This window comes from Vibrio sp. SS-MA-C1-2 (genome assembly GCF_021513135.1).
Classification (GTDB): domain Bacteria; phylum Pseudomonadota; class Gammaproteobacteria; order Enterobacterales; family Vibrionaceae.
This window is the reverse complement of record NZ_CP090980.1, coordinates 240436-252775: the sequence shown is the minus strand read 5'-3', so window position 1 is coordinate 252775 and position 12340 is coordinate 240436. Positions and strand designations below refer to the sequence as shown.

Here is a 12340-nt window from a genome sequence, read left to right as displayed (position 1 = left end):
AATGAAAAATTTATTCATTAGCCTCTCTCTGTTGTTATTAGTTGGTTGTACAAACCAAAATACTTCACAGAAGCATTCGGGGACTCAAGGGTATAATGATCATCATTCGATCGTTAAAACTGAACAAAGTCCACAACCGAAAATCGAAGAGTTAGAACCTGCGACACGCCACTTAGTGCATCAGATAGTTGAGTCTGGCGAGGTTGCTCAAGTGACAACGGCACACCGCCCAGTCATATTTATTAAACCGTTAAGAAATCGCACTAATGACTATGTCGATATAGATCTTATTGAGGAACGATTGGCTTCAGAGCTACTTGATTCTAGATTATTTCGTTTTGTCGAGTCAGATCATATTTCTGAAGCAAGAGAGCAATTAGAACTTGATTCGGATGATCAACTGGTTGATAAACGTTCTGCCGTGCGTTTTAGTCGAATGATTGGTGCTGAGATCATGCTTGATGGCGATGTCTTATCCGTTAGAAATAGTAGCTTAGGTCAATTAAAAATCTATAAACTTAGGTTAAAAATGGTCAATATTAATTCTGGGGTGTTGATTTGGCAGGGAGAAAATTCGTTCATTAATCCACAATAAAAAATAGGTTTATATTCCCTTCTTACTTGAAGTTGCTAGGTTGTAGGCAATATTCATTCGCCCCAATCATAGAGTACACCTATACTCATGGGGCCTCATTCACTTGCTGCCGACTAGCCACTCCAATTTTTTGGCTATAGTAGAAAAGTAATAAAGTAGAGAAAGATCACGAATCACTAAGTAGATAATAGGTTTCTCATAGTAGATCTTATGGAAATACACTATATTTTATAAGGTTAAGCTAATTATTGAGCAAAGCATTTTTATTATTAAAAAGGATAAGATGATGATTATTTATTTACATGGATTTGATAGTTCAAGCCCCGGCAACCATGAAAAGGTGTTGCAACTCCAGTTCATCGATCCTGATGTTAGGTTTATTAACTATAGTACTCTTCATCCTAAACATGATATGCAGTTTCTACTGAAAGAAGTTCATAAACTGGTGAGTGAATCTCAAGATAAAAATCCATTAATTTGTGGCGTTGGTTTAGGTGGTTATTGGGCAGAGCGGATTGGATTTCTTTGTCAGATAAAGCAAGTGATTTTTAATCCTAATCTTTATCCTCAGCGTAACATGGAAGGGCGTATAGATAGGCCTGAAGAATATGCTGACATTGGAAATAAATGTGTTGATAAATTCAGAGAAAAGAATAAAGACAATTGTATCTGCTTCTTAACAAGAGAAGATCAGGTGTTAGATAATAGTGAGACAGAAACTCTGTTATCACCCTATTATTCAATTGTTTGGGATGAAAAAGATAGCCATAAATTTAAAAATATCTCTCCACACCTGCAAACAATTAAAAAATTTAAAGCTAAGTAACAGATATTAAGGTATTGATTTAATATCACTTTTAATTATATCAATCAATAAAGAGATAGTAAAATTATCTCTTTATTGGTATTGCATTGTTGAGGCTAAAGTTAAAGTTAAAATATTAAAAATCTAAATAGGAACTATTTCTTTTCTCTACTTGATTACTCCTTTTTCCCCAGTATAATGCTTCAAAAATATTGCTATTTTTTATTGATTTTTTTTATCGATTTATTGGTGAATACCGCGTAGTTATTTCCGTTTTTTAGCCAGTAAATTTGAAGAAAGTTGATAAAAAATAGTCTTAAGTGAGGAATTGAAATGAACCGTATTATTGTCGTTGGTGGAGGCGCTGGTGGTTTAGAGTTAGCCACTAAACTAGGAAACACCTTGAGCCGTAAAGGTCGAGCGCATGTTACCCTTGTCGATCGTAAGTCTAGCCACTTATGGAAACCTTTATTGCATGAGGTTGCTACCGGTTCTATGGATGCAGGTGTCGATGCTATCAGCTATCGTGCTCATGGCCATAACCATCACTTTGATTTTCAATTAGGTAGTCTCTCTGATATTGATCGTGAGAATAAACAGATCACTCTTGCTCCTATTTATGGTGAAAATAAAGAGTTATTAGTGGCTGAGCGTGAATTACCGTATGATATTTTGGTGATGGCAATTGGTTCTGTTTCTAATGATTTCCGCACTCCGGGTGTTAAAGACAACTGTATTCTTCTCGATAGCCCTGAACAAGCTCATCAGTTCCGCAGTGAAATGAATAATGAATTCTTGAAGTTAAATGCCAAAGAAGGTAACGGCACGGTTGATATCGCTATTGTTGGTGGTGGTGCAACGGGTGTTGAGCTTTCTGCAGAACTTCATAATGCGATTAAAGCGCTACATAATTATGGTTTCTCTGATTTAGATAGCAGCAAGTTAAATGTCAATTTAATTGAAGCCGGAGAGCGTATTCTTCCTGCATTGCCGGCACGTATTTCTGGTCAGGCTCATCAAGAGTTATTAAAACTTGGGGTTAAGGTTCATTGTAATACGATGATTACTGAAGCGACGCCTGAAGGTTTGATGACGAAAGAGGGTGAACTAATTAAAGCGACGATTATGGTTTGGGCTGCGGGAGTTAAAGCGCCTGACTTCTTAAAAGATATCGCAGGATTAGAGACCAATAATCAAAACCAGCTGGTGGTTAAAGAGACCCTACAAACGACGCTTGATGATGATATCTTTGTTATTGGTGATTGTGCGAGCTGCATTCAACCCGATGGCTCAAAAGTACCGCCAAGAGCTCAAGCAGCACATCAAATGGCAAGTCTCTGTTTTAAAAATATTGTTTATAAAACAACCGGTCGTGAAATGAAGCCGTATATTTATAGTGACCATGGTTCTTTAGTTTCATTAAGTCAGTTCTCTACGGTGGGAAGCTTAATGGGCAACTTAACGAAAGGTTCAATGCTTGTTGAAGGCAAAATTGCTCGATTGGTCTATATTTCACTCTATCGCATGCATCAAATTGCTTTGCATGGTGTGGTGAAAACCGGATTAATTATGTTAGTTGGACGAATTAACCGTATGTTGCGTCCGTCTTTGAAGCTTCACTAATTTGTCATAATTTGAATCTAAATATTGATATCTCAGGCCAATTTTCTGAGATGTGAATTGATTAACCAGTTTATTTTTAACGGTAATTCGTTAAATTAAACTGGTTTTTTTTGCCTACCATTTTGTTATATCCCTCCTTCATACTTGAGCTGCTAGGTTGTTGGCGTCGTTCGTTCTATCTAATCATCTAGAACACCTTTTCAAAAGGCGAGCTCACTCGCTTTCGGCTACTAACAATGCCAAATATACTCGATATATTTGTTTCCTTTATCTTTTATCTTTTCCACTTTTATTGTCATTTATTCGTCATATTTTATTCACATTAATGAAATGTAACTTTCATATTCACGAAATATAACTGTCATATAGTGTCGTTAAACTGGCTTCATCAATTGAGGGGAGTCCTTAACTGATAAAATTAATTCGTTATCTTATATATATTTAACTGTCACATTTTAAGCTATCGATAATTAAAATTTCATATTAAAAATAGTGTAAGTATTTGAAAAAATGCGAACAAGGAATATTTCAGATGAACATTCGTGTAACTAAAGCTATAACTAAGACTGCAGTAACGGCATCCGTTTTATCAATCACATTAATGACATCATCGGCGATAGCTGATACGAATAAATATGTTGGTTCAGGCTCTTCGTTTATTTATCCAATTATGTCGGTATGGGCAAAAGGATATAGCCAGCAGACAGATAATGTTCAGATTGATTATCAATCTAAAGGTTCAAGTGCCGGTGTACGTGACTTGATTTCAGGTGTGGTTGATTTTGCTGTGTCAGATGCAGCAATGAATACAAAAGAGCAACAGAAAGTACCGGGTGGTGTGATTTTTCTTCCCGTTACTGCAGGCGAGATTGTTCTCTCTTATAACTTAAAAGGTGTCCAAAACTTAAAGTTAAGCCGTGATGCTTATACCGAAATTTTCTCTGGCAAAGTGACAAAATGGAATGACCCTGTTATCGCTAAATCAAACCCTGATGTGAAGTTGCCAGACCGCTCAATTACAGTGGTCACGCGTTCCGACGGTTCAGGCTCTACGTTTGCATTAACTAACCACTTCAGCGCAGTTAGTCCGGAGTGGAAAGAGACGATTGGCACCGGTAAAAAAGTGCAGTGGCCACAGCAATCTAACTTTGTAGGTGCACCACGAAATGATGGTGTGGCAGCTACCGTTATGCAAACACTTGGCGCAATTGGCTATATCGAATATGGTTATGCTCAGATTACACGCCAACCAATGGCGCAGTTAGAAAATGTCGATGGAAACTTTGTTGCACCTAATGCGAAAACAGGAGCCGCTGCCTTGGCAAATGTGAATTGGCCTGAAAACCTAGTCGCTTTTGCTGCCGATCCTAAAGGTGCAGACGCTTACCCAATCACAACATTTACTTGGATGATGATACGTAAAGAAGCATTGAAAGAAGGATCTTCTGCTGAGTTACAAAAATTTGTTAACTATATTTTGAATGAAGGCCAAGCGTCTGCTGAGAAAATGGGTTATATCCCCGTTCCTCAAAACCTAAAGCAGAAGATGACAGATGCAATAGCATTAGCTAAATAATCAAGTAGATGGGCTAATCTACTTAACCCTTTAATTAATATCTGTTTTTAATATTAAAGTGATTATACCCGTCTTACTTGAAGTTGCTAGGTTGTTGGCTGTGCTCATTCACTTGCCGCCTACTAGCAACTCCAATTACTTTAGGTATAACTCACTTTTTAATGAGTTATTTTACATTAGTGTCTAATTAGCTTTGCTTTGTTTCAGAAAATGATGGAATCATAATGAGCACAAAACAGTTGCAACAATTAATGGGTAATCAAGGACTGGCAAGTGCGCCTTCTTCTTTTGATTCATTAATGAATACACTTTTCCGTCGCTGTGCATTTGCGATGGTATTTTTTATATTTGTTTTAATTAGCTACCTATTCTGGTCGATTGGACAAGAAGCGTGGCCTGCCATTGAACGCTTTGGTTTCTCATTTATTACAGGCACTGAGTGGAGTGGGGCTCATGAAACGTTTGGTATTCTGCCTGAAATATGGGGAACCTTATATAGTTCCTTATTAGCGCTGTTAATTGGCGGTGGGTTAGGTGTTGCGGTGGCAATTCTGTTGACTCAAAATTTTTTGAAGCCAGTGATTGGAACCTATCTTAGAAATTTGATTGAAATCTTAGCGGCAATTCCAAGTGTTGTTTATGGTCTGTGGGGGATCTATGTATTGGTTCCTGCTATTCGTCCAGTATCTGAATGGCTACATCAATACTTTAGCTGGATACCAATGTTTAGCACTGAATTTCATGGTCCAAGCTTAGCGCCTGCTGTTTTAGTGTTATCGATTATGATTTTGCCGACGGTTGCCACTATCTCTATTGATGCATTAAGACGTATTCCTCATCGTACCGCAGAAGCCGCTTATGGTTTAGGTGCGACGCGTTATGAAGTGATTCGTAAAGTGATGTTACCGACAGCCTCTTCTGGCATTTTAGCGGCATTAATTTTAGGTTTTGGCCGCGCATTAGGTGAAACGATGGCATTGGCGATGTTGATGGGTAGTTCAAATCAAATCAGCCTATCACTTTTCGCTCCGGCAAATACCTTAGCATCGTTAATGGCATCGAATTTTCCTGAAGCGAATGAGTTAGAGATTCAATCTTTAATGTATGCGGGCATCGTACTGCTAGTGATTACTTTTGTTGTCAATATACTCGGCATGTGGGTTCAATTACTAACCAAGCGTAAGTTTGAGGGTAAATAATGAAAACTAACGTATTAAAACACGACTTAATTAAGAATAGCCGTAACGGACGTGGGTTGAGCGATAAACTTTTTACTCTGTTTATTATTGGGTTAACTGTTATTGCCTGTATTCCTCTTTTTTCAATTCTTTTTATGTTGATAAAAGAGGGCGGAAATCGTTTAAGCTTTGAAACATTAACTTCACTCCCTCCTGCTGGTTTTGAGATGGGGGGAGGGATCGGTAATGCGATTATCGGTACATTAACGATGGTTGGTATCGCCTCGGTTATTAGTATTCCAGTGGGGGTTTTTGCTGCGGTCTATATTAGCGAAATCGCACCAAACTCGTGGTTTGCAAAGACCGGAAAATTCTTAGCCCAAGTATTAACTGGGCTTCCTTCTATTCTCGCTGGTGTATTTGCTTACATCGCTGTGGTGGTGGTGTTAGGCTACTATTCAGCAATTGCAGGTGGTTTAGCATTAATGGTATTGATGTTGCCTACGGTTATTTTAACCACCATTGAAGCGTTAAAAAGTGTCCCAGAAAAAATAAAGCACGCGGCTTATGGTATGGGCTGTACACAGAGTCAAGTGATCTGGAAAGTGACATTACCGACTGCATTTCCAAGTATTATTACAGGTGTGTTATTGGCCGTTGCGGGTGCAGCTGGTGAGTCTGCACCGCTGCTCTTTACTGCACTGTTTAGTAACTATTATCTGTCGGACTTACATGAACCTGTGGCATCGTTATCGATTCTTATCTATAACTTCTCAGGTCTGCCTTTTCCTAATCAGATTGAATTAGCATGGGCTGCTTCTCTGGTTTTGGTTTTAATTATTTTATTCTTTAACCTTGTTGCTCGACTTGTTGGTCGACGTAAACTGTAATGGAGTGACACTGATGTCGACTATCTCTAAATTAAATCTAAATATTGCGACACCAACACAACGAGTCATTGATTCTGGTTTCAACCTTCAAGGTCAGTCAATTGCAAACAATGAAAATCGACAATTAAATGAAGAACAAGCCATGAAATTTAAGCCTCAAACTGAATTAGCGATGAACTGTCATATAGATTCTATCCATTACGGTGATTTCCTTGCCGTTCGAGATTCAGAAATTCCAATTGAAAAAAGCAAGATTACTGGTTTTATCGGTCCTTCAGGTTGTGGTAAAAGTACGGTATTAAGAAGCTTAAACCGAATGAACGATATGATTGATTCCTTCCGCTTCTCAGGAAAGATCGATTTTATGGGGCTTGATCTTTATAATAAAAATATTGATCCAGTGGTTGTTCGTCGTTATATCGGAATGGTATTTCAGCAGCCAAATCCATTTGCTATGAGTATTTATGACAATGTTGCTTTTGGTTTAAAACTGAATAAGTTTAAAGGTGACAAAACAGATTTAGATGAAAAAGTCGAAAAGGCACTTCGTCGATCAGCATTATGGGACAGTGTTAAAGATAAACTGAATAAATCAGGAATGTCGCTATCTGGGGGGCAACAACAACGTCTTTGTATTGCTCGTTCGATCGCAACAGAGCCGTCAGTTCTGTTAATGGATGAACCGTGTTCAGCGTTAGATCCGATTGCGACACGTAAAATTGAAGAGTTAATGTTAGAATTGAAAAAACGGTTTAGCATTGTCATTGTGACCCATAATATGCAGCAAGCAAAACGTGTTGCAGACAATACCGCTTTTTTCTCTGTCGATTTAACAGGAAAAAATCATACAGGGCACCTTGTTGAGATGGGGAATAGTCAGCAGATTTTTGATAACCCTCAACAACAATTAACCAAAGAATATATTGCGGGTGAGTTTAGTTAAAATATTTATCTCCTCTATTCCTTAACTCGGTAGGTTGTTGGCTGCACTTGTTCTCCCCAATCATGTAATACATCTACATTCATGGGGTCTCAGCCACTTGCCGCCTACTAGCAACGTCAATTATTTTAGGTATAGGGCTTATTGAGTTTTAATTTTTGACTGTTTTTTATTCAAGTTAACTAATTAATAACCAACAAGAAAAAATTGAGAGTAATTTATAAAAACAGACTTGATTTTAAAATTAGTTCCGTTTATTATTCTCTCCGTTGTCAAGCCAAGGTATTTAAACCCTTAGACGCTTGAAACATTGTTCCCCTTTAGTTCAGTTGGTAGAACGGCGGACTGTTAATCCGTATGTCGCTGGTTCAAGTCCAGCAAGGGGAGCCACTTTTAGAAAAGCCAATCTTCGGATTGGCTTTTTGCATTTCTAGCGATAGAACTTATTTGAAAAGCCTCTCTTTGATTAATACTTTATGTCTAGGTTAATGTTTCTACTTAATCTTGATATTTAAAGCTAAGTTAAACTATCTCCACACTAACTTGCTTGATACAGTTTTGCTATATACCTTTATCCCCCTCATACTTAAAGCTGTTAGGTTGTTCACTGCGTTTTTTCCTCCAATCATATAAGTACATACACCATAAACTTATGGGGCTTATTTACATGTCATCTACTAGCAACTCCAATTATTTTAGGTATATACAGCAGAAGAAAACAGGTAAACTCATCGCTTTCTAATAGAGTGAGAAAGATAATGAAAATTTGGGTTGATGCGGATGCTTGTCCTGTGGTGATTAAAGAGATTTTATTTAAAGCTGCAGAACGCAAGCAGATTGAAACAACGCTGGTGGCCAATCATTTTATGCGTATCCCACCTTCAAAAGTAATTCATTTTATTCACGTTAGTTCAGGCTTTGATGTTGCAGATAATGAGATTGTCCAACGGAGTGAAAAAGGGGATTTAGTGATTACTGCCGATATTCCCTTAGCGGCAGAAGTCATTGAACAAGGTTGTGTTGCGATAAACCCCCGTGGTGAACTGTATACTGAGCACAATATTAAAGCGCGTTTAAATATGCGAGATTTTATGGAAACTTTACGCTCTTCTGGTGTCGAAACAGGTGGCCCCTCTGCATTTAGTCAAAGTGACCGTCAAGCCTTTGCCAATCAACTCGATCGTTTATTAGCTAAATATTAAAGAGAAGCATCAATTAGGAATTTTTATGGGTAATTACATTAGCGTTAATCACTTAACACGCAGTTATGGAAAGCAAATCGCATTAGATAATATCAATTTTTCGATTAATGCGGGACAAGTCGTTGGATTGCTTGGACATAATGGCGCAGGGAAATCAACGCTAATTCGTCTATTATTGGGTGAACAGACTTCGTTTATTCCAACTATTTCAAACCAAAATCAACAAGAGAATAAGATAACCATATTTGGCCTCGATCCTGTGAAAGATCGTGCTGAAATCATGTTAGATTTGGCTTGTATCTCAGATGTGAATTCACTGCCTAACTGGATGAAAGTAAAAGATCTAATTAGTTATATTGCCGGTGTTCATCCTAAATTTGATCCTGAAAAAGCCAAACAGTTGATCTCTAAAACGGATATTCAATTAAAAAGTAAGATTGGTTCTTTGTCCAAAGGGATGAAAGTCCAGCTTCACCTCTCTACGATTATGGCAACAGAAAGTAAAATTCTAATTTTAGATGAACCGACATTGGGATTAGATTTAATCTATCGTCAAACTTTCTATCAACAAGTTATCGAATGGTTTCAACAAGCCCCAAGAGCGATTATTATTGCCAGTCATGAGGTGGCAGAAATTGAACGACTATTAACGGATGTGTTGATTTTAAAGCAAGGCAAGTTAATTGAGACGGGTTCAGTTTATGAATTTAAACAACGTTATATTGAATTAGAAAGTCGAGCGGAGCATCATGAGAAAATATTAACGTTAAAGCCGATTTGGTTTGAGCAAGGTGTTAGTCGTTGTCATTATCTCTTTTCTCGTTCACGTTTTTCTGACTTACATAAGAATGAGTTGCTCCAATTTGGTGATATCGCTGAACCTAATTTATCGCAACTGTTTGTGGCATTACAGCAAAGTAATACATTAAATTTTAATGCTCAATCTAGTCAACAAGCTAATTCTAATCAACAAGCAACAAACGGTATTCAATCATGAGTCGATTAATGAGCGAAATTAAAAAAGAGTTGCTTCAACACCCTATTATTACTCGATTACCGCTGGGTGTTGCATTGGTCGTCGCTATTGTTATTTTCTCATTCCAAATGCCAGACAACATGACCATTGAGTACAGTGGTATGTTACCGTTAGCGCAACAGAGTGATGGCTTTGCCGGATTTGTGGGTAGCTTTGTACATTATAGTTGTGGCATGTTGGTGTTCTTTTTAGCCTTGAGTTATTTGGCTTCCACGCTATTAAAAGAACGACAAGAAGGAACCGCTTCATTTTGGCGAAGCATGCCAGTCAGTGACTATTATGCTATCGGGATTAAATTATTGGTGAGTTTGGTGGTGATCCCGTTGGTCTCTCTGTTACTTTTACTGTTCTTTGATCTTTTGATTTTGTTATTAGGGCAATGGTTTCCTGTTGGTGCTAATTTAAGTTTGGCTTCGTTAGTGATCCATTTACTGCATTATTTACTGACTTTAGTTTGCTTTACTGTGGTATTTTTACCATTAGCATCGCTACTATTATTGGTTTCACAACTCACGAAGCATCCACTGATTTCACTGTTTATTGGTTATTGGGTGAGCTCTCTGTTATTTAAGATTATTTTAGGGACGAGCAACGGAATCAGTTATTTTATTTCGTTATGGTTTAAACTACCGACTGCGATATTTAGTCAACAAAATCCCTTCATGTTATTGACGCAACATGGTGTGAGTTTGGTTATTATGCTGGTGATTTCTGTATTGCTTTTACTATTAACCAGCAAATTACGTTCGGCAAAGTAGGTTATCGACACGAGTTTAGATCCTTACCAGATCTATACCCAAAGTAATTGGACTTGCTAGTCGGCGGCAAGTGAATGAGGCCTCATGAGTATAGGTGTACTCTATGATTGGGGCGAATGAACGTAGCCAACAACCTAGCAACTTCAAATAAGAAGGGGATAATCGTTTGATCCAAATCTTGATTGTTCATCAAAGATCCTTTATTTCACTTTGATTATCCATTTTCTTTCATGTTACAAATAAATGTTAATATTCTCTTTTCTTACTTAACGATAAAACGAATAATAACTCACTGAAAGTATACATATTGACCGTTTTGGTTGTTATTTATACAGATGTAGGTTTTTTTATTTTATATATTATGCTGAACAAGATCTATTTCCCCGTAAATCCTCGATAAACTTCACAAATAACCAAATTATCAATTGTAATATGGGATATTTATCACATTTCTGTCTATATTCACCTTGTTTTTTACAAAAAAAATACATTTATTAGACTAATGAAACTTTTTGTCTATATTTAAATGAGCTAGCAATGAAATAGAGAGTAACGATATCTATGGGCTCACATTGCTAAGTGATAAAAATTAAATATAGATTTAAGGATGATATAAATATGAAGATTAAGTTTATTGCTTTAGCTGTTGCTGCTGCCACTGCTTTACCTGTCAGTGCTGCCACAGTTTATCAAGATGACAATACTGTATTTAATGTCGGCGGTCGTGCCGAAGTTCGTGGTAATATTTCTGATGCCAATCAAGAGTATAATGATGCAGGTGTGAAAACTAATGATAGCAAATATAAGGATTATTCACGTGTTCGTTTAAGTGTTGATGGTCGTCAAACACAAGGTGATGATTTAGCTTTCTATGGTCGTTATGAATTTGAATTAAGTGAAAAAACGGATGCTGGTACAGATGATGTCTCAGTCAATACTCGTCACTTGTATGCCGGTGTTGAAACGAATAGCATGGGTAGTGTCTATTACGGTCACCAAAATAACGCAGTAACTTATATTACTGACTGGACCGATATGGCAGAAACTTTCTCTGGTTATACCAATGAATATAATGTCGCTACTGCTGACCGCGCGAAAAATGTTTTACGTTATGCTTATTCTCGAGATGCACTAACAATTCAAGCCGACGGTAATTTTAATTCTGATGATCAAAGCACTGGCTATGGCATTGTTGCTGCATATAAGTTGCAAGATAACATTGAATTAGGCTTAGGTTATGCTGGAAGTGATCAAGAGTATGGTGCTGGTGATGGAGTAACTGATAATTCAGATACTTTCTTAGCGTCTGCTAAATACCAAACAGAAAACATCTGGATTGCTGCACTTTACCAAGTGGGTACCATTTCATCAGAAGGTGAAAAAAATCAAGACTTTGATGCTATCGATGTGTATGCCGCTTACACCTTCGGTAATAACTTAGTCAACATGACTTATAACTATTATGATGCGGAAGATCTAAAAGATTTAGATATTAACTTCATTGGTCTTGAGTACGCTTACTATATCGGTAATGCAGCAGCCTACGGTAGTTATAAAATCAACTTGTTAGACAATGATCAAGGTGGTGTGGGTGATAATAATGATAACGAATTCCAGTTTGGTCTACGTTATTCATTCTAAGTTGTGAAGCTAAGTCAGCAAGATTATTTTAGTTATCTTTTAATCTAATTGATAGTTGAAAATAAAAAAACCCGTTAATGATAAGACTCGTTAACG

11 protein-coding genes and 1 tRNA gene are annotated in these 12340 nt (G+C 37.3%); all 12 read left to right on the top strand.

What is annotated here, in order from left to right; all coding sequences use genetic code 11:
• The first annotated feature begins 1 nt into the window (after position 1).
• The 12 genes from L0B53_RS01165 (at position 2) to L0B53_RS01110 (ending at position 12244) form a co-directional block, all read left to right on the top strand.
• A complete protein-coding gene (locus L0B53_RS01165) occupies positions 2-595 on the top strand; it encodes a penicillin-binding protein activator LpoB (RefSeq protein ID WP_235059487.1) in 594 nt (197 codons plus the stop codon).
• A gap of 286 nt (positions 596-881) precedes the next feature.
• A complete protein-coding gene (gene ycfP / locus L0B53_RS01160; protein WP_235059732.1) occupies positions 882-1421 on the top strand; it encodes an alpha/beta hydrolase YcfP in 540 nt (179 codons plus the stop codon).
• Between the two features lie 312 nt (positions 1422-1733).
• Positions 1734-3023: an NAD(P)/FAD-dependent oxidoreductase gene (locus L0B53_RS01155; RefSeq protein WP_235059486.1), complete on the top strand. Its 1290-nt coding sequence runs from the start codon at positions 1734-1736 to the stop codon at positions 3021-3023.
• 532 nt (positions 3024-3555) lie between these two features.
• Entirely contained in the window at positions 3556-4599 is a 1044-nt protein-coding gene (pstS, locus tag L0B53_RS01150) for a phosphate ABC transporter substrate-binding protein PstS (protein ID WP_235059485.1), read from the top strand.
• Positions 4600-4823: 224 nt separating this feature from the next.
• Entirely contained in the window at positions 4824-5798 is a 975-nt protein-coding gene (gene pstC / locus L0B53_RS01145; protein WP_235059484.1) for a phosphate ABC transporter permease subunit PstC, read from the top strand.
• A complete protein-coding gene (gene pstA, locus L0B53_RS01140) occupies positions 5798-6667 on the top strand; it encodes a phosphate ABC transporter permease PstA (protein WP_235059483.1) in 870 nt (289 codons plus the stop codon). Before pstC ends, pstA begins: the two co-directional genes overlap by 1 nt.
• Before the next feature lie 142 nt (positions 6668-6809).
• Entirely contained in the window at positions 6810-7610 is an 801-nt protein-coding gene (gene pstB / locus L0B53_RS01135; RefSeq protein WP_409202803.1) for a phosphate ABC transporter ATP-binding protein PstB, read from the top strand.
• A gap of 311 nt (positions 7611-7921) precedes the next feature.
• A tRNA-Asn gene (locus L0B53_RS01130) sits at positions 7922-7997 on the top strand.
• 368 nt (positions 7998-8365) lie between these two features.
• On the top strand, positions 8366-8809 hold the full coding sequence (locus tag L0B53_RS01125) for a YaiI/YqxD family protein (protein ID WP_235059482.1): 444 nt from the start codon (positions 8366-8368) through the stop codon (positions 8807-8809).
• A 25-nt stretch (positions 8810-8834) separates the two neighbouring features.
• Positions 8835-9806: an ABC transporter ATP-binding protein gene (locus L0B53_RS01120; RefSeq protein ID WP_235059481.1), complete on the top strand. Its 972-nt coding sequence runs from the start codon at positions 8835-8837 to the stop codon at positions 9804-9806.
• A complete protein-coding gene (locus tag L0B53_RS01115; protein WP_235059480.1) occupies positions 9803-10603 on the top strand; it encodes a hypothetical protein in 801 nt (266 codons plus the stop codon). Before L0B53_RS01120 ends, L0B53_RS01115 begins: the two co-directional genes overlap by 4 nt.
• A 618-nt stretch (positions 10604-11221) precedes the next feature.
• Entirely contained in the window at positions 11222-12244 is a 1023-nt protein-coding gene (locus L0B53_RS01110; protein ID WP_235059479.1) for a porin, read from the top strand.
• Positions 12245-12340 lie beyond the last annotated feature (96 nt).

Excerpts from the sequence above, each read along its gene's own strand:
- L0B53_RS01165 (WP_235059487.1), top strand. The coding sequence starts at position 2 with ATGAAAAATTTATTCATTAGCCTCTCTCTGTTGTTATTAGTTGGTTGT.
- ycfP (WP_235059732.1), top strand. The coding sequence starts at position 882 with ATGATTATTTATTTACATGGATTTGATAGTTCAAGCCCCGGCAACCAT.
- L0B53_RS01155 (WP_235059486.1), top strand. The coding sequence starts at position 1,734 with ATGAACCGTATTATTGTCGTTGGTGGAGGCGCTGGTGGTTTAGAGTTA.
- pstS (WP_235059485.1), top strand. The coding sequence starts at position 3,556 with ATGAACATTCGTGTAACTAAAGCTATAACTAAGACTGCAGTAACGGCA.
- pstC (WP_235059484.1), top strand. The coding sequence starts at position 4,824 with ATGAGCACAAAACAGTTGCAACAATTAATGGGTAATCAAGGACTGGCA.
- pstA (WP_235059483.1), top strand. The coding sequence starts at position 5,798 with ATGAAAACTAACGTATTAAAACACGACTTAATTAAGAATAGCCGTAAC.
- pstB (WP_409202803.1), top strand. The coding sequence starts at position 6,810 with ATGAAATTTAAGCCTCAAACTGAATTAGCGATGAACTGTCATATAGAT.
- L0B53_RS01125 (WP_235059482.1), top strand. The coding sequence starts at position 8,366 with ATGAAAATTTGGGTTGATGCGGATGCTTGTCCTGTGGTGATTAAAGAG.
- L0B53_RS01120 (WP_235059481.1), top strand. The coding sequence starts at position 8,835 with ATGGGTAATTACATTAGCGTTAATCACTTAACACGCAGTTATGGAAAG.
- L0B53_RS01115 (WP_235059480.1), top strand. The coding sequence starts at position 9,803 with ATGAGTCGATTAATGAGCGAAATTAAAAAAGAGTTGCTTCAACACCCT.
- L0B53_RS01110 (WP_235059479.1), top strand. The coding sequence starts at position 11,222 with ATGAAGATTAAGTTTATTGCTTTAGCTGTTGCTGCTGCCACTGCTTTA.